This is a genomic window from Thermogemmatispora sp., assembly GCF_042408735.1.
Classification (GTDB): domain Bacteria; phylum Chloroflexota; class Ktedonobacteria; order Ktedonobacterales; family Ktedonobacteraceae; genus Thermogemmatispora.
Window position 1 is genome coordinate 1 of the sequence record NZ_JBHOQV010000042.1, and the last position, 17,504, is coordinate 17,504.

11 protein-coding genes and 1 pseudogene are annotated in these 17,504 nt (G+C 62.3%); 11 read left to right on the top strand and 1 reads right to left on the bottom strand.

The features are described 5' to 3' along the window. Positions 1 to 938 precede the first annotated feature (938 nt). From nuoD to ACFMO7_RS02605, 11 genes and pseudogenes are all read left to right on the top strand, one after another. A complete protein-coding gene (gene nuoD / locus ACFMO7_RS02555; protein ID WP_376793974.1) occupies positions 939 to 2,099 on the top strand; it encodes an NADH dehydrogenase (quinone) subunit D in 1,161 nt (386 codons plus the stop codon). Next, entirely contained in the window at positions 2,096 to 2,638 is a 543-nt protein-coding gene (gene nuoE, locus ACFMO7_RS02560) for an NADH-quinone oxidoreductase subunit NuoE (RefSeq protein ID WP_376793964.1), read from the top strand. Before nuoD ends, nuoE begins: the two co-directional genes overlap by 4 nt. 40 nt (positions 2,639 to 2,678) lie before the next feature. After that, positions 2,679 to 3,977 carry an NADH-quinone oxidoreductase subunit NuoF gene (gene nuoF, locus ACFMO7_RS02565; protein ID WP_376793965.1) on the top strand — a complete coding sequence of 433 codons (1,299 nt, stop codon included), beginning with the start codon at positions 2,679 to 2,681 and terminating at the stop codon, positions 3,975 to 3,977. 62 nt (positions 3,978 to 4,039) lie between these two features. Further along, complete coding sequence (gene nuoG / locus ACFMO7_RS02570; protein WP_376793966.1) at positions 4,040 to 6,208, top strand: NADH-quinone oxidoreductase subunit NuoG; 2,169 nt, start codon at positions 4,040 to 4,042, stop codon at positions 6,206 to 6,208. After that, a complete protein-coding gene (gene nuoH / locus ACFMO7_RS02575) occupies positions 6,201 to 7,460 on the top strand; it encodes an NADH-quinone oxidoreductase subunit NuoH (protein ID WP_376793967.1) in 1,260 nt (419 codons plus the stop codon). Before nuoG ends, nuoH begins: the two co-directional genes overlap by 8 nt. Before the next feature lie 229 nt (positions 7,461 to 7,689). Next, positions 7,690 to 8,340, top strand: a pseudogene (gene nuoI, locus ACFMO7_RS02580) (NADH-quinone oxidoreductase subunit NuoI); the annotation flags it as partial. Then, entirely contained in the window at positions 8,337 to 8,873 is a 537-nt protein-coding gene (locus ACFMO7_RS02585; protein WP_376793968.1) for an NADH-quinone oxidoreductase subunit J, read from the top strand. The pseudogene nuoI and the gene ACFMO7_RS02585, both read left to right, overlap by 4 nt. Before the next feature lie 58 nt (positions 8,874 to 8,931). Then, positions 8,932 to 9,240: an NADH-quinone oxidoreductase subunit NuoK gene (gene nuoK, locus ACFMO7_RS02590; protein ID WP_376793969.1), complete on the top strand. Its 309-nt coding sequence runs from the start codon at positions 8,932 to 8,934 to the stop codon at positions 9,238 to 9,240. 4 nt (positions 9,241 to 9,244) lie between these two features. Beyond that, positions 9,245 to 11,296: an NADH-quinone oxidoreductase subunit L gene (nuoL, locus tag ACFMO7_RS02595; protein WP_376793970.1), complete on the top strand. Its 2,052-nt coding sequence runs from the start codon at positions 9,245 to 9,247 to the stop codon at positions 11,294 to 11,296. Between the two features lie 6 nt (positions 11,297 to 11,302). Then, positions 11,303 to 12,853 (top strand): NuoM family protein, encoded by a 1,551-nt coding sequence (locus tag ACFMO7_RS02600; RefSeq protein ID WP_376793971.1) that lies wholly within the window; start codon positions 11,303 to 11,305, stop codon positions 12,851 to 12,853. Between the two features lie 91 nt (positions 12,854 to 12,944). Continuing rightward, positions 12,945 to 14,705 (top strand): NADH-quinone oxidoreductase subunit N, encoded by a 1,761-nt coding sequence (locus tag ACFMO7_RS02605; protein ID WP_376793972.1) that lies wholly within the window; start codon positions 12,945 to 12,947, stop codon positions 14,703 to 14,705. Between the two features lie 276 nt (positions 14,706 to 14,981). On the opposite strand, the gene ACFMO7_RS02610 is transcribed toward ACFMO7_RS02605, so the two are convergent. Then, positions 14,982 to 16,415: a pentapeptide repeat-containing protein gene (locus ACFMO7_RS02610; RefSeq protein WP_376793973.1), complete on the bottom strand. Its 1,434-nt coding sequence runs from the start codon at positions 16,413 to 16,415 to the stop codon at positions 14,982 to 14,984. Between the last annotated feature and the right edge of the window lie 1,089 nt (positions 16,416 to 17,504).

The window sequence follows — 17,504 nt, forward strand, 5'->3', positions numbered from 1 at the left end:
TTATCCGCTGACCGGCTTCGATCTGCCTGAACCACACTGGGGCGGTCAGGTTCCCTATGACGTGGACCCCGGCGTTGGCCGCCAGACCCTCCGTACCCCCCAGGGCCGCGAGCTGAACGAGAGTCGCAGCGCCTTTACTACGAACCCAGAGCCGGGTACCCCGCGAGCGTGAGCACCTTGCCGGCTGCCTTTGCTTGATCTGCTCTGCGGCTTCGCCTACCTGCCTGGTTTGCTGTCCGTCCGTTCGTTGGAAGCGGGGATGGAAGGAAAGGAAGCAACGACGTCGGCTTCCTGCCCGCCCGTGGCTCACTCAGGCCCTCGGGGGCGGAGGCTGTGACCCGCTTGACTCCTTGCCTACTTATATTACACACAGGGATGGGCTGACCCATCCTGTCTCGGTGCCCATGCTCCGCCCGTCTGGCCCACGTCGCTCGCTCAGCAACGGGAAGGGAGACAGACGCAAGCCGAACCGGACCAACCCTGGCCCGGCGCTCCTCGCAGCGGTCTCCCTCCGAACCGATGGCTGGCTGATCTGCCAGCCAGGAAGGAAGGGAGGGGGAGGAGCGAGCAGGAGAGGACAGGGAAACAGGCGCCGGACGGTGAGGAGAGAGCGCCGGACCAGAGCCGAAGCGCCAGCAGCAGAGGAAGGCAGGCAACCCGGCTGACAGGGAGCGGTCCCAAGCGCCTGGGACCGCGCCAGCGAGAGCGTCGAGCACGAGGGATGCACCCGCTGGCGGAGCTGGGCGGGCGCAGCAGAGAGCAGCCAGGAGGGCCAGTCCCCGGGGGCGCTCTGGCTGGCCGAATCGATCGTTCGCTCGCTTCGGAAGTGCAACCGGCTGACATGCAGCGATGAGGGCTTGCTTATGCAACAGGAGCTAGAAACGCGCTATACCATCGAAGAAGGCCAGGTAACCGAGAGCGGTCAGCGCCAGGATACCATGACCATCAATATGGGGCCGCAGCACCCCAGTACACACGGCGTGCTCCGCCTGATGCTGACCATTGAGGGCGAGACGGTGGTCAAGGCCGAGCCGGATATCGGCTATCTGCATACCGGCATCGAGAAGACCGCCGAGTCCAAAACCTACCATCAAGCCCTGGTGCTGACGGACCGCATGGACTATCTGGCCCCGTTGTGCAATAACCTGGGCTATTCGCTGGCGGTGGAGAAGTTGCTGGGGATTGAGGACGAAATCACCGACAAGATTAAATATGCACGCGTGCTGCTGGCCGAGCTGCAGCGGATCGCCAGCCACCTGGTCTGGCTGGGCACCAGCGCGCTCGACCTGGGGGCGATGAGCGTCTTCCTCTATTGCTTCCGCGAGCGCGAGATGATTCTGGATGTCTTTGAATATGTCTCGGGCGTGCGCATGATGACCAGCTATATCTGCCCCGGTGGACTGCAGGCCGACCTGCCCCCCGGCTTCGACGAGAAGGTCCGCGCCTTCACGCGCGTCTTCCCCGATCGTCTGGCGGAGTATCACGACCTGCTGACCAACAATCCGCTCTGGCTGGAGCGTACCAGGGGAGTGGCGGTCTTGAGCAAGGAAGATGCCATCGCCTATGCCACCAGCGGCCCAACCCTGCGCGGCAGCGGCGTGGCCTGGGATATTCGCAAAGCCTTCCCCTATAGCGGCTACGAGCAGTTCGACTTTGAGATCCCGGTGGGCAGCAATGGCGACGTCTACGATCGCTATATGGTGCGCATGCTGGAGATGGAGCAGAGCCTGCGCATCGTCAATCAGGCGCTGGAGGGCATGCCGCCTGGGCGCCATCGCGTGGCCAATCCGAAGGTGGCGCCGCCGCCCAAGTGGCAGATTACCGGCAGCATGGAGGCTCTGATCCATCACTTCAAGCTTTATACCGAGGGCTATCGTCCGCCCGCCGGCGAGGTCTACGTGCGCACGGAGTCGCCCAAGGGTGAGCTGGGCTTCTATATTGTCAGCGATGGTTCGGCTCGGCCCTACCGCATGCATGTGCGCGCGCCGTCCTTTGCGAATCTGCAAGCCCTGCCCAGGATGGTCGAGGGCAATTTGCTCTCGGACGTCGTGGCCGCCATCGGGAGCATCGATATTGTGCTCGGTGAGGTTGATCGATGATTTCAGAACAGGCGAAGCAGCGCATGCGCGAGCTGGCAGCTCGCTATCCGGTGGCCCGTTCCGCCGTGATGCCAGCGCTCTATATTGCCCAGGCCGAGGAGGGCTACGTCTCCCGTGCCGCGCTGGAGGCGGTGGCCGAGGTCCTGAATATGACGGTCGACGATGTCGAGAGCGTCGCGACCTTCTATACGATGTACTATCAGCGCCCGCCCGGCAAGAAGGTGATCAAGGTCTGCAATAGCATCTCGTGCTACCTGCGCGGCTGCGACGAGCTGATCGAGCAGCTAGAGCGCCGTCTGGGTATCAGGCGGGGCGAGACCAGCCCCGATGGCCGCTATACGCTCTTGACAGTGGAGTGCCTGGCCTCCTGTGGCACGGCCCCCGTGCTGCAGGTCAACGATGAGTTCGTCGAGAATCTGACGCCCGAGCTGGTCGATCGCCTGGTGGATCAGTGGGAGGCCGAGTTTCGCAGCGATGGCCGAGGCCAGAGCCAGAGCCAGGTTCTGGGCCAGCGCCCGTCGGGTGCAGGCGGCTGCTGATCCCCCGACCTATGTTGTGCTGGAGTGAAGGAAGCGTCCTATGCCAGAGCTGATTATCACAAAACATCTCGATGTGCCCGGAATCGACCGCCTCGCTGTCTACCGCCAGTACGGTGGCTATGAGGCCCTGGAGAAGGCGCTGCGCGACTATCAGCCGGAGGAGATCGTCGAGCTGGTCAAGAAGTCTGGCCTGCGCGGGCGCGGCGGCGCCGGCTTCCCCACCGGCATGAAGTGGGGCTTTCTGGCCAAGAACGAGCCGCGCTATCTGTGCTGCAACTGCGACGAGAGCGAGCCGGGAACCTTCAAGGACCGCATGCTGATGGAGAAGAATCCCCATCAGTTGGTCGAAGGCGTCATTATCACAAGCTACGCCTGCCGCGTCTCGACGGCCTTTATCTATGTACGCGGCGAGCTGGCCTACGCCGCCCGCCAGGTACAGCGGGCGGTCGATGAAGCCTATGCCGCTGGCTACATTGGCAAGAACATTCTGGGCAGCGGCTACAGCCTGGACGTGATCGTTCACCGCGGAGCCGGAGCCTATATCTGTGGCGAGGAGAGCGCCCTCATGGAATCGCTGGAAGGACGCCGCGGCTATCCTCGCCTCAAGCCACCCTTCCCGGCGGCCGTCGGCCTCTACGGCGGACCGACGGTCATCAATAACTGCGAGACGCTCTCGACGGTGCCCGCTATTGTGCGCAACGGCGCCGACTGGTATGCCTCCTTTGGAACGGAAAAGAGCAAGGGGACGCGCATCTTCTGTTTGAGCGGCCATGTCAAGAAGCCAGGTAACTACGAGCTGCCCCTGGGGACGCCGCTGCGTACCCTGATCTACGACGAGCAGTACGGGGGCGGCATCCTTGGCGATAAGAAGCTGAAGGCCGTCATTCCCGGCGGCTCCTCAACTTTCATCCTGGGAGCCGATAAGATCGATACCCCTCTGGACTTCGAATCGGTGGCCGCTGCCGGCTCCATGCTCGGCTCCGGCGGCGTCATCGTCATGCACGAGGATACCTGCATCGTCGACGCCGTCCTGCGGATGACCGAGTTCTATCGCGACGAATCTTGCGGCAAGTGTACGCCTTGCCGCGAGGGCACCTATTGGCTGGTGCAGCTACTGGAGCGCATCGAGCATGGCCACGGCAAAATGAGCGATATCGATCTCTTGCTGGATATCTGCGATAACATCAGCGGCAAGTCTTTCTGCCCGCTGGGCGATGCGGCGACCTCTTCGATCACGAGCAGCATCAAGCTGTTCCGCGAGGAGTACGAGTATCACGTGCGTGAGGGATGCTGCAAGGTGGGGCCGAAGGCGCGTAAGCCGGCTGCCGCTGCGCTCTAAGCCGGCGTGACCACCACCGGCTGGCTGGTGGCGGCATTCCCGCGTGAAGGATAGAAGAAGCTATGGCTGACGAGGCAAAAAACGACGGACTTGTCCATCTGACTATTGATGGCATCCCGGTGGCCGTACCTCCCGGGACGCTCGTCTGGGCGGCGGCAAAGCAGGCGGGCATCGAGATCCCTATCTATTGTTATCATCCCAAGATGCCCCCGCTGGGCGCCTGCCGCATGTGCTTTGTCGAGATCGAGAAAATGCCCAAGCCCCCGCAGACGGCCTGCACGACGCCGGTCAGCGAGGGCATGGTCGTCCATACGAAGACCGAGAAGGTCCTCAAGGCGCGCCGTGGCACCCTGGAATTTCTGCTGATTAACCACCCGCTGGACTGCCCGATCTGCGATAAGGGCGGCGAGTGTGATCTGCAGGACTTCACCCTGCGCCACGGTCCTGGGGCCACGCGCTTCGATCTGCGCAAGCGCCATTACCCCAAGCCAATCCCGGTCAGCGACCGCGTGCTGCTCGATCGCGAGCGCTGCATTCTCTGCCAGCGCTGCACGCGCTTCTGCTCCGAGATCTCGATGGACAATGGCCTGGTGATGATTAACCGTGGCTACCGCATGGAGGTCGGTACGGCCCCCGGCCAGGCTTTCGATTCGATCTTCTCGGGCAACACGGTGGAGATCTGCCCGGTCGGGGCTTTGACGTCGGTGAAGTATCGCTTCAAGGCTCGTCCCTGGGAGCTGAAGCGCATTCCAAGCGTGTGCAATAACTGCAGCGTGGGCTGCAACGTGCGCATCGACGTGCGCGTCGACAAGATTATGCGTCAGATGTCGCGCTGCAACGACGCCATCGACGATGGCTGGCTGTGCGATCGTGGGCGTTGGGACTTCGATTATGTCAACGATACCCAGCGTCTGCGCACGCCGCTGGTGCGTCGGCAGCCGGGTGGTCCGTTGGAGCCGGCGGGCTGGGGTGAGGCGCTGGGCTTGATCGCCGAGCGGCTGCGGGCTATCAAGGAGCGCTATGGCCCGAAGGCGATCGGCGGTATCGGCTCGACGCGCACTACCAATGAGGAGGCTTATCTCTTCCAGAGGCTGCTGCGTGAGGTCCTGGAGACGCCCAACGTCGATCATCATCACGGCTTCTTCCCGGGGCCGCGTGATCCGCTCACCGGGCGCCCCTGGATGCTGACGACGGCCATTGCTGACTTTGAGCGGGCCTCGCACATCGTGCTTGTGGCCTCCGATCCCTACGAGCGCCAGCCTATTCTGAACCTGCGCATCAAGAAGGCCCTCAAGGCTGGCGCCAGGATCTACATTGTCAACGAGGGTCCGACCGAGCTGGATCGTCTGGCAACGCGCGTCATTCGCCTTCCCCAACATGGAGCGGGAGCGGCGGCGCACCTCATGCTGGAGGCGGCCCTGGGTCTGGAGAATCTGCGCAACCCCCGCCAGGAGGTTCAGGCTCGCCTGCAGGGGAGAGAGCAGGAGAGGCAGCGGGCCGAGGCGCTCTGTGGGGCACAGGTGACGGAGGCGCTGCGCGAGCTGGCGCGCGAGATCGCGCTGGCACCGGCGGCCCTGATCCTCTACGACGAAATGGCCACTCTGGCCCCGGGCTGCGCCAATCTGGCCGCTGATCTGCAGGCGCTGGCGGTGATCACCGGCAACATCGATCGGCCTGGCGCCGGGGTGGGGCCGCTCTTCGAGGACGCCAACTCGCTGGGGGCGCGCGACATGGGCCTCTTGCCCGACAGCCTGCCTGGTTATCGCCCGGCCTCGCCGGCGGGACTGAGCTACCAGGAGATGCTGACTGGTGAGGCCGTCAAGGCCCTCTACGTCATGGGCGCTAATCCGGCGCGCCATCTCCCCGATGGCGATCTGCGTCGCGGCAAGGAGTTCATCGTCGTTCAGGAGATCCTGCTGACCGAGACCGCTCAGCAGGCCGACGTCGTCCTGCCGGCTCTGACCTATGCGGAGAAGGATGGCAGCATGACGAACGTCGATCATCACGTGCAGGCCATTCGCCGGGCCTTGCGTCCCCTGCCTGGGGCGCGTGCCGACTGGGAGATTCTCATGGATCTGGCGGCCCTGCTGGGGCACCCCTGGAGCTACGAGGGACCGGAGGACGTCCTGCGCGAGATTGCTGCTCACCATCCGCTCTACCAGGGCCTGACCTGGGAAGGTCTGGGCCTGCAGGGTGTGCGCACAGGCGAAGTGGAGGTGGCCCATGTCTGAAGCAACCTGGCTGCCCATTGTGGCCTCGCTGGTCAAGAGTGCCATCTTGATCGTAATCCTTTTGACGATCTTCGCCTACATGACCTGGATCGAGCGGCGGGTGGTGGCGCGCATTCAGGGGCGCCTGGGGCCGAATCGCGCCGGCCCCTTCGGGGCCTTGCAGCCGCTGGCTGACGCCATCAAGATGGCCTTCAAGGAGCAAATCATTCCAGCTCAGGCCCATAAGGTCATCTACCTGATTGCGCCAGTCATTTCGGTGGTCGTGGCACTGAGCGCCTTCGCCGTGGTGCCGATTGGCAATAGCTGGACACCTGGCAAGCCGAGCGTCTGGGATCCGTGGGTCGGCGACATTAACGTCGGCCTGCTCTGGATTCTCTCGATCTCCTCGCTGGCCGTCTATGGCATCGTGCTCGGCGGCTGGTCCTCCGGCAATCGCTACTCGCTGCTTGGCTCGCTGCGCAGCGCCGCCCAGATGATTTCCTATGAGACCAGCCTGGGGCTTGCCCTCAGTGGTACACTGATGTGGGCTGGCACCCTGAGCATGGTCAGTATTGTCCATCAACAGATGGAGCAAGGGATCTGGTTCATTGCGGCCCAGCCCCTCGGCTTTGTGATCTATATCATTGCCGCCGTGGCCGAGGTCAATCGCGCTCCGTTCGATCTTCCGGAAGCCGAGCAGGAGCTGACTGCTGGCTACCTGACAGAATATAGCGGCCTGCGCTGGAGCCTCTATCAGATGGCCGAGTATATCAATATGATCACGGTCAGCTCCGTGGCCTCAACGCTCTTCTTTGGCGGCTGGAGCTTCTTCGGGCTAGAGCGCATCCCGCTGCTCTCGATCGTGATCTTTGCGCTCAAGGTGGCCTGTTTCCTCTTCCTCTTCATCTGGTTGCGTGCCACTTTGCCGCGCATTCGCTACGACCGCCTGATGCGTCTGGGCTGGCAGTTTCTGCTGCCGCTGGCAGTGCTCAATGCGGTGGTGAGTGCGGCCTGTGTAGCCCTGGGATGGCCGTGGTGGGTCAACGGGCTGATCGGCCTGGCGATCATTGGGGCGGTTCTGGCCATTACCTGGCTGCGCAGTCGCCAGACGCGCTTTGCTGTCAGCAAGGCCGGGGCTGAGCTTTTGCCCCCCTCGGTACGTCTGGTCAAGTCGATCGAGGTCGAGATGGGGCTGACCAGCGGCGGTGAGGCCACCGTGGCGCGCGCTGAGGGACGGCAGGCGCTGCTCCAGGATGGTCGCGTCCAGGTCTGAGGCGGCCTGAAGTGGGCAGGCTCGTCAAAAAGTAGCAGGGCATCGAGAGAAGGAAGCTGCCAGGTTCGCAGGGCGGAGGGAGGGGAGACGCGGGCGGGGGCTTGCTCTCCTGAGACTGCCTGGCAGCTTCTACGAGACCTGCAGGCGAGAGAGAAGAGAAGTGCCTGAGTGAGTGAGAGAGTGAGAGAGAGAAGAGACGAGATCAACACGTCTCACGGAGGCAGCGAAAGAAGTCATGTCACTGGATATTCTCAAGGGGTTAGCCACCACCCTTAAAAATATGGGGCGCAAGCCGACGACCGTCTCCTTTCCGGAGCAAGAGCGCGAGCTACCGCCGCGCTTTCGTGGGCGTCACGTCTTGCACCGCTACCCGAACGGCCTGGAGCGTTGCGTTGGCTGCTTCCTGTGCGCGGGCGCCTGCCCTGCCGATGCCATCTACATCGAGGCTGAGGAGAATACCGAAGAGCATCGTGTCTCGCCGGGCGAGCGCTACGCCAAAGTCTTTGACGTCAACCTGCTCCGCTGCATTTTCTGTGGCTACTGCGAGGCTGCCTGTCCGACGGGAGCCATCACGCTGGAGCGTGAATACAAGCTGGCGGCCTACTATCCCGAGGACATGATCTACCACAAGGAGCAGCTGCTAGAGCCGCTGGGTCAGGCTACGGTGGGGTCAGCAGCCTACTGGTTTGATCCGCCGCCGCCCGAGGAGGAGGCTCCGCAGCCGGTGCCGCAGGAGAGCCATGTCTTTGATGGCTCCCAGGCCAGCGCCGCCGCGGTCGGCCTGGGGGATGCCCAGACTCAGCCGGAGGTCCTGCTGCGTAACGAAGAGCAGGACGAGGATCGGCGCAAGTACTTGCGTAAGGAGGATAGACCGCTATGAGCGGACCGGCGCTGATCATCTCCTTTTTCGTGCTGGCTGTGGCAAGTGTGGCCTCGGCCCTGGGCGTGATTCTTTTTCGCAACGCGGTTCACAGTGCCCTGAGCCTGATTCTGACGCTGCTCTTTCTGGCTATGTTCTATCTGCAGCTTGGGGCCATGTTTATCGCCATCGTACAGATTTTGATTTATGCCGGCGCCATCATGGTGCTCTTCCTCTTCGTGGTGACGATGCTGGCTGCTGACCCGCGTGATCCCGACCTGCAGGACCGGCTTCCCTGGCAGCGTGGGGTGGCGGCGGTGCTGGGCCTGGTTCTGGTGGGGGCGCTAAGCTACCTGCTCCTGAGTGGAACGCCGCTCAATGAGGCGGCGCGTGCGCGCGGCTCGGAGGCTCTCTCGCAGGTGGTGGCTCAGCAGGGCAATATTCAAGCCTTCGGCCAGGCCCTCTTCCACGGTTTCTCCTTCGCCTTCGAAGTGACCAGCCTGGTCATCGTGGTGGCGATCCTGGGAGCCCTGGTTCTCGGGCGGAAGGCTTGAGGGGAAAAGAAGAGGAGAGAAGAGCATAAGGTGTGGCGCGGCGAGGAGGCTGACAAGAATGACTGCGATACCGGTATCCTGGTATCTGATCGTGAGCGCGTTGCTCTTCACCATCGGCACCATCGGCGTTCTGGTGCGGCGCAATCCGCTCATTATCTTTATGTCGATAGAACTCATGCTGAACGCGGTCAATCTGGCCTTTGTCACGCTCTCTAGCTACCTGGATTCGGCGGATGGCCAGGTCTTTGTCTTTCTTGTCTTGACGGTGGCTGCCGCCGAGGTGGTGGTCGGGCTGGCGATCATCGTCTCCATCTTCCGAACACGGCGCAATATCGACGTGGACGAGATGAACCTGCTGCGAGGGTAATGCGATGGCAAGTCTTCTTCTCTGGGTGCTGATCCCGCCGCTGCTGGGCTTCATCATTCTGGGGCTGCTCGGCAGGACCTTGCCGCGCTCGGCGATTCTGACTGTTGCCTGGGGCTCGGTGGCCCTTTCCTTCCTGTTCGCCCTGAGCGCCTTTCTCTCCCTGCTGGGTGTCCACCCCGATAGCCAGCGCGTCAGCGATGCGACGGTCTACACCTGGGCGATCGCCGGCGACCTGCAGGTGCACTTTGGCCTCTTGCTTGATCCGCTCTCGGCGACGATGCTGCTGGTGATTACCGGGGTCGGCCTCTTGATCCATATTTATTCGGCGGGCTACATGGCAGATGATCCGGGCTTCTGGCGCTTCTTCTCTTATATGAACTTCTTCATCTTTGCGATGACGCTGCTGGTAAGCGCGGATAATCTGCTCTTCCTGCTGGTGGGTTGGGGCCTGGTGGGCCTGGCTTCGTTCCTGTTGATCGGCTTCTGGTATCAGCGCCCGGCGGCGGTGGCTGCCGCTCGTAAGGCGCTGGTGATCAACGTCATCGGCGACTTCGGCTTGATGCTGGCAATCTTCTTGCTGTTCAAGCACCTCAATACGGTCGACTACGGCTACGGCGGCCCGAATTGTATTCCTGCTACGAGCGGCTATGGGGTGTTGACGGCGGCCTCCTGCCAGCAGTTCGGCTCGCTGATCTCGCTGGCGATTCCTTTGCTGCTCTTTGTGGCCTGTGCGGCCAAGTCGGCTCAGTTGCCGCTCTATATGTGGCTGCCCGACGCCATGGAAGGTCCCACGCCGGTCAGCGCTTTGATCCATGCGGCGACGATGGTGACCGCTGGCGTCTATCTGGTGGCGCGCACGCATGTGCTTTTCACGCTCTCGCCTTATGCGCTGCCGATCGTAGGGGCGATCGGGGGCCTGACGGCCCTCTTTGCGGCGACAATCGCGCTGACGCAGCTCGATATCAAGCGGGTGCTGGCCTATTCGACGATCAGCCAGCTCGGCTATATGTTTATGGGGGAGAGTGCAGGGAGTTATAGCGCGGGTATTTTCCATCTGACGACCCATGCCTATTTTAAGGCCCTGCTCTTCCTGGGAGCCGGGGCGGTGATCCATGCTCTGGGTGGCGAGCAGGATATGCGCGAGATGGGAGGCCTGCGCCAACGCATGCGCATTACCTTCTGGACCTTCCTGATCGCGGTGCTGGCGATCAGCGGTATTCCTCCCTTCGCTGGTTTCTGGAGCAAGGATGATATTCTGGGGAGCCTGCTGACACAGGCGACCAGCGAGGGCGGGGCTTTGCGCTATCTGTACTATGGTCTCTGGGGCCTGGGTGTGCTTACCGCGGGGCTGACGGCCCTCTATATGTTCCGCCTCTTCTACGCTATCTTCATGGGCCACTATCGCGGCTCCGGCCCCCTGAAGCATGGGCATGCTGTTGATGAGGAGGAGGAGGAAGAAGAAGAGGTGAAGGCACTGGCGGGACGGCGCCGTCGTGGTGAGGCGGCCCTCTATGAGATCTACGAGGTGCCGGCGGTGATGACTGTGCCTCTGGTGGCGCTGGCCATTCTCTCGACGATCGGGGGCCTGGTTGGCTCTTTTGCTCTCTTCAACTATAGCCGCTGGCAGCCACTGAACGCTTTCCTGGCGCCGGTTCTGGGCAGCGCTCCCGAGGGCAATCTGCGTCTGCTCTGGCTCTCGACTGGCGCTAGCCTGATCTTTGCTCTGCTCGGATTGCTGATCGCCTGGCGACGCTACGGCCAGGGCTTCGTTTATAAGGAGAGCCGTAACCCGCTCTATCGTCTGGCCTATAACAAGTACTATGTTGACGAGATCGGCATTGCGCTTCTGATCAATCCCTTGCTCTGGCTGGGACGTCAGGCTTCGGCTCTGCTTGAGGGTGGGGTGCTTGATGGGGGCAGCCGCTTGCTGGCGCGGATCTTCGGGCTGGTGAGTGGGGGCCTGCGTCGCTTGCAGACCGGCTATGTCCGCAACTATGCGCTGGCGATCTTGCTTGGCGTGGTGCTGATTATTCTCTACTATGTCGTGAGGGGGTAAGCCGGCATGTTCCCGATGTTGTCGACGATCATTTTTCTGCCGCTGCTGGGCGGTATTGTCGTGCTGCTGCTCCCGCGCGAGCGGCTCAATGTTATCCGCTGGACGGCGCTGGGGGTGGCCTGGCTGGATCTGCTCCTGGCCCTCGGCGTGATGCTGGCTTATGCCCAGCCGCACCCGACTGCAATCACCGTGGGAACGGTGCCGCTGGTGGTGGGCGAGGCTTCGCCAACGGTGGCCAACGTCACTTTCTTGCTCCAGGAGCATCTGAGTTGGCTGCCGGCCCTGGGTATCAATTACAGCCTGGGAGTAGATGGCGTGAGCGTCTTGCTGATGACTCTCACGACCCTGCTGACGGTGGTCTGCATCGCGGCCTCGTTCCGCGTGGAGCAGAAGCTGCGCACCTACCTGGCCTTTATGCTCTTGCTGGAGTGCGGTCTGCTGGGAGTCTTTCTGGCGACCAATCTCTTCCTGTTCTATGTGTTCTGGGAGTTGATGCTGATCCCAGCTTACTTTCTGGTCGGCGGGTGGGGTGGCCCGCGACGGGTCTATGCGGCCATCAAGTTTGTGCTCTATACGGCAGTGGGTAGCTTTCTGATGCTGGCCGGCGTCATCGCCCTGGGCTACTATTATCGTGTGGGTGGGCATCTGACGCTGGATCTGGCGACGATCCTCAACAGCTCGAGGCATCTGAGCAGCGATGTGCAGCTCTGGCTGTTTCTTGCCTTCGCTGCCGCCTTTGCGGTCAAAGTACCGCTGGTGCCCTTCCATAGCTGGTTGCCGGATGCTTACAGCGAGGCGCCGGCGCCCGTGACGGCTATGCTGGCGGGGGCGATGGCCAAGGCTGGTGCCTATGGCTTCTTGCGCTATGGTCTGACGCTCTTCCCTGATGCGGCTCATCGTCTGGCGCCGCTGATTGGGACGCTGGCGGTGATTGGCATTCTCTACTGTGCGCTGATGGCTCTGGTGCAGAGCGATATGAAACGTCTGCTGGCCTATTCAAGCATCAGCCATCTGGGGGTGATTACGCTGGGAATCTTCGCCCTGAATGCTCAGGGCTTTGCCAGTCAGCAGGCCATTGATGGGGCGGTGCTGCAGATGGTCAACCACGGCGTTACGATTGCGGCCCTTTTCCTGCTTGTGGGCTTCCTGGAGGCACGCACGGGGACGCGGCGCCTGGAGGACTACGGCGGGATGGCGCGCCGTTTGCCAATTATGGCCAGCGTCTTGATGATCGCTTGTCTGTCGTCGCTGGGTCTGCCCGGCCTGAATAGCTTTGCCGGTGAGTTTCTGGCCCTGTTGGGGATCTTCCGTAATAATACGGTTTTTGGCGTGCTGGGTACGCTGGTGGTGGTGCCGGCGGCCTGGTATATGATCCGGCTGGTGCAGAATGCCATGATGGGTGTGCGCCCGGCCGGTGGCCCCCTGGTGGCGGCTGAGCGCAAGGGGAGCCTGCCCGATATGGATATCGGCGAGTTCCTGGTCCTGCTGCCGTTACTGGTGCTGATCTTTTATATCGGTGTGCATCCGCTGCCGTTGACCTTCTTTGTGGAGCATTAGGTGGTTAGAGGGCTGGAGGAAGGGGGGCGGTCGGGCGGCAAGCGGAAGGGAGCGGTAACAGGTTTTGTCGTGAGGTTCTCGAGGTTCTGCTATGTCGTTTACATATATTGCATCGGCTGCCGACTGGGCCCGCATTGCGCCTGAGCTGGTCCTGGCTGGCATGGCCTTGCTGGTCTTGCTGGTCGATCTGCTTTTGCCCCAGACAGGTCCTTCTCCTCGCGAGCGGGGTGCGGCTAATTTCTTTATACTGCCGCTGTTGGCGTTGCTGGGGGTGCTGGGCGCGCTGGCGGCCACGATTGTGCTCTTTGTGGTCGGCGATGGTCAACGGGCTTTCTTTGGCCTGGTCGGCTCTGATTGGGGATCGCTCTATGCCTATCTGGCGATCCTGGCTGCCGCCGGTTTGGGTATTATCTTCTCTCCTGCCTACCTGAAGCGTCTGAAGCTGGTGCATCAGGGCGAGTACTATGCTCTGTTCCTGTCGGCGGCACTTGGGATGATGTTGCTGGCGGCAGCGACAAGCTTTATGACTCTCTTCCTGGGCCTGGAGACGTTGTCGTTGGCGCTCTATATTCTCTGTGGCTTTGTGACGCGTCGCCAAAGCTCGCAGGAGTCGGGCATGAAGTACTTCCTGCTCAGCTCGTTTGCTTCGGCCTTCCTGCTCTATGGGGTGGCGCTGATCTATGGTGCAACGGGGACAACGCGCTTCGGCGCTCGGGGAACGAGCGCTTTTCCGGGCGTGCTCCAGTTTTTGCAGGCTCATCCGCAGGGTACGTCGCTCTTGCTCATCGGGATCGGGCTGTTGACGGTGGGATTCGCTTTCAAGGTGTCGGCGATTCCTTTCCAGATGTGGACGCCAGATGTCTATGAGGGGGCGCCAGCGCCGGTGACGGGCTTCATGTCGGTGGGAACGAAGGCGGCGGCTCTGGTGGCCTTTGCGCGCGTCTTCGTGGTGGCGCTGGCGCCGGTGGCTGCCGATTGGCAGGTGGTGGTCTGGGCGCTGGCGGTGCTGACGATGGTGGGGGGAAATCTGCTGGCGCTCGTCCAGCAGAATGCGAAGCGCTTGCTGGCCTACTCGAGTGTGGCGCATGCTGGCTATCTGCTGATTGGGGTGGTGGTGGGTGGTACGACTGGGCTGGCGGCAATCCTGTTTTATCTGCTCTGCTATGCCTTTCTTAATCTCGGGGCTTTCGGGGTGCTGAGTGCCCTGGAACGGATTGATAATAGTGGCTGTGATGTGGAGGATCTGCGAGGTCTATGGTTCCGGCGTCCCTGGCTGGCTGGCTTTCTGGCTTTCTTCTTGTTGGCGCTGGCGGGCTTTCCGCCAATGGCGGGCTTTGCTGCCAAGTATTATCTCTTTCTTGCGGCGTTGCAGGGAGGGCATGCGGAGCTGCTGCTGATCGGTGTGCTGACCAGTGTGCTGGGGATGTATTATTACCTGCGACTGATTGCGGCGATGTTCATGGAGCCGGTGCGTGAGGTGGCTGGAGAGTCGCGTGAGGTGGCTCCAGCGCTGGCAGTGGCTGGCCTGGGCAGAGGGGGAAGCTCGCGAGTCTCTGGGCCTTTGGGGAGAACTGTGGCAGGCCGTAGTGGCGGTGCTGCTGGCAGCGGGGCGCCTGGCGCGGCGCTGGCCGTGAAGGTTGCTTCTCAGGCGGGGACAAGGCGTGCTCCAGCGGCGGAGCAGGTGCTCGAGGCACACGGGCAGGTTGCTGAGGAGGTGGCACCGGCTGGTAGCTCGCTAGGCTGGGTAACCTGGCTGGGTCTGGGGTTGGCGGCATTGGGTACGTTGACCTTGGGAACGGTCTTGCCTTTCTGGTTGGTGGATCTGGCGCTTAGAGCGGCGGCGGTCCTCTAAATCTGCTTTTCTTCGAGGAGAGCAGCCTGTCGGCTGGTCGCCGCCTTCGGTGGCGGAGCCATGAGTTCTGCTTTGAGGGGAAACGGACAAGCTGGTGGATCTGCCAGGGGAGAAAGAGGCAATCCACCAGCTCTTTTTTTGGGGTCGGGCGCCTGGGCTGGAGTGATTAGGGGGCGGCGAGTCGCCAGCGCTGGCCCTCGATGAGTCCGGCGTTCATGGGTAGCCGCCTGCTCGCAGCTCCGACAAGGCCTCCGCTCTAGGGGGTGGTGTGGGGAGTCAGGTGGAGGGGGAGGGGGGAGCCGAGGCGGCCTGGAGGAGCCAGCGATGGGCGAGGTCGCCGGAGAGGCGCTCGGGTCGCTCAGGGGGGCCGATCAGGAGCCAGTCGGCGCGCACGGACTCGAGGCCGGAGGCGCCAGCGAAGGAGGTCTGCCACAGGTGAGCGCCGGTCAGGTCGGCGTGGGCAAGGTGGGCCTGAGAGAAGGAGGCGTGCTGCAGGTGGGCGTCGCGCAGGCAAGCCTGGGTCAGGGTGGCGCAGGAGAAATCGGCCTGGGAGAGCTGGGAGGCGGACAGATCGGCGCCGGAGAGGTCGGCCAGCCAGAAGGAGGCGTGGGGGGCCTCGAGGTGGCGGAGGCTAGCCTGTTGGAAGCGGCTTTTCCAGCAGAGGGACCAGGAGAGGGTGGCCTGGTCGAGAGAGGCGTGCAGGAAGGAGCAGGAGACCAGATAGGAGCAGTCGAGCAGGGTCTGGCGGAGGAGGGTGTGATTGAAGTTGGAGGCGGGCAGGTGGACCCGGCTGAGGAGGCGAGCGGAGAGGTCGAGACCGTGCAGGTCGAGGCCGCCATCCACCAGTTGCTTTTGCTTGAGCGGGGGTGGTATTTTGGCGACCCATTGCTCATGCCCCTGCAGGTCCTCGTTAAGAAAGAGGTTGGTGTGGTGGGAGGCCATCCATTGGAGCCAGAGATGGATGGTGTCACCGGTGAGGAGGTCGGAGCCGGAGCTGGACTTGTTTGCCCAGAGGTTGTCCGAGAGGTTCTTCCAGAAGTCGTCGTTCAAGTAGCCCAACTCGGGTGCAAGGACGCTGAGGTCGAGCCAGCCAATCCACCGGTTGGCGGCTTCGCCGCTACAGGGGAAGGGACGCTCAGGCAGGCTCAGGTCGAGCCAGTCGGCGCGCACGGTCTCCAGGCCGACAGCGCCGAAGAAGCAGGCGCCCCAGAGGCGGGCGCCGGTGAGATCGGCGCCGGTGAGATCGGCGCCGAAGAAGGAGGCCTGGTGCAGGGTGGCCTCGCGCAGGCAGGCGTGCTGCAGGCGGGCCTGGTCGAAGCGGGCCAGCCGCAGGGAGGCTCCAGAGAGGTCGGCGCCGGAGAGGTCGGCCTCGGAGAAGTCGGCGCGCTCAGCGCGCAGGCGGGGCAGGGAGGCGCCTGCCCAGTGGGTCTGCCAGCAGAGAGCTGTGGCGAGGGAGGCGTCAGGCAGCTGGGTGTGGTCGAAGCGGGAGGAGGTGAGGACGGCGCCGGAGAGGTTGGTGTGAGCGAGCAGGGAGTGGTCAAAGGAGCAGGAGCGCAGGAAGGCGTCCTGGAGCTGGCGGCCGGACAGGTCGAGCTGGGAGAGGTCGAGGTTGCTTGCCTGCCAGCGCTGGCCGTGGGTGTGAGAGGAGGCGAGCCAGCGCTCATGGTCTTGCAGGCGAGCACGGATCTCATCGGAGAGAAGATTGGTCATCGTCATCCTCCTCGCTTTGCAGATGGATAGGAACTCCAAAGGGGCCGGGGAGCGCCTGAGTCCAACCAGGCCGGCTGTGGTTGTCCCTGGCCGCTCCTGTTTCATTGCTTCATCAACTGCCTCTTCGCCTTCCTTGCTACTGGTGGTAGAACAGCTCGACCGCAGATCCCTACTGCTTGAACTACTCAGCTAGCTCTACTACCAGCCGACTCATCACTGCTCTCGCCCTCTACTCTATTTCCTTTTCCTTATGCTGGATGCTGGTAGACCTCCGCCCAAAACGTAGGTCCTCTCGACTCATCCCTGATCAAGCCCACCCTGGCCGCCGCTTACGTCGCTTCTCCCCCTTGCTGGCTCCATGCCATGTAACTCCTTCAGCTTCCAGCTGAGCGCGCGCGGCTACCTCTCTCATGTACAGAGATCTTGCTCAGCTAGTGCTACAGGCTCAGAGTCTCCTCAGATTCCCTCGTCGCCTTTATCATCCTCCTGCGACACTGAACATCACAGGTAGCTCTCTCTGTCACTGACTCTGGCTCGCATAGCAGAGCAGTCGATGCGGGACTCTTGTAGCTATCTCAGGCTCAGCAGGCCGCCACAGGATTGCGTCCCTGGGTGATTGCATCCTGTAGGGTCAAAGCTGGAGGGTGATGAGCTGCAATCGCTGCTCTGAGATCAGCTCTGCTAATGAGCAGCGGCTCCAAAGAGGGGACAGGCAGCTCCTACATCGGACTGGCAGGACAGAGCTGCGGCCTGCGAGTCGTCATTGCTGGGGCCAGCCCTGCAAGAAAGGCTGCAGTTCCTTGGAGGAATCCCTTATTGACATTACTATCGACTGTTATTATGTCAAGCGCCTGGATTCTTGTCAAGAGTCTTCAATGGAATGGCAAGGGAAGAGGCGGGAGCAGCTTGTGACTGGTGTGGGCGGTGACCACCTGGCTAGAGACCGTCAAAAAAATTCCAGTGCCGTACACACTTCCGGGCACTGGAATCAATATAGTATCAGCTCTTGAGGCACAATAAAAAGGGGCGAGATTGAAGAAGACCGGTAATAAAAAAGCGAAGTAGAGCGAGAGAGGCCGTCAGCAGCCT

Coding starts and splice junctions, on each gene's coding strand:
- nuoD (WP_376793974.1), top strand. CDS start 939: ATGACCATCAATATGGGGCCGCAGCACCCCAGTACACACGGCGTGCTC.
- nuoE (WP_376793964.1), top strand. CDS start 2,096: ATGATTTCAGAACAGGCGAAGCAGCGCATGCGCGAGCTGGCAGCTCGC.
- nuoF (WP_376793965.1), top strand. CDS start 2,679: ATGCCAGAGCTGATTATCACAAAACATCTCGATGTGCCCGGAATCGAC.
- nuoG (WP_376793966.1), top strand. CDS start 4,040: ATGGCTGACGAGGCAAAAAACGACGGACTTGTCCATCTGACTATTGAT.
- nuoH (WP_376793967.1), top strand. CDS start 6,201: ATGTCTGAAGCAACCTGGCTGCCCATTGTGGCCTCGCTGGTCAAGAGT.
- ACFMO7_RS02585 (WP_376793968.1), top strand. CDS start 8,337: ATGAGCGGACCGGCGCTGATCATCTCCTTTTTCGTGCTGGCTGTGGCA.
- nuoK (WP_376793969.1), top strand. CDS start 8,932: ATGACTGCGATACCGGTATCCTGGTATCTGATCGTGAGCGCGTTGCTC.
- nuoL (WP_376793970.1), top strand. CDS start 9,245: ATGGCAAGTCTTCTTCTCTGGGTGCTGATCCCGCCGCTGCTGGGCTTC.
- ACFMO7_RS02600 (WP_376793971.1), top strand. CDS start 11,303: ATGTTCCCGATGTTGTCGACGATCATTTTTCTGCCGCTGCTGGGCGGT.
- ACFMO7_RS02605 (WP_376793972.1), top strand. CDS start 12,945: ATGTCGTTTACATATATTGCATCGGCTGCCGACTGGGCCCGCATTGCG.
- ACFMO7_RS02610 (WP_376793973.1), bottom strand. CDS start 16,415: ATGACCAATCTTCTCTCCGATGAGATCCGTGCTCGCCTGCAAGACCAT.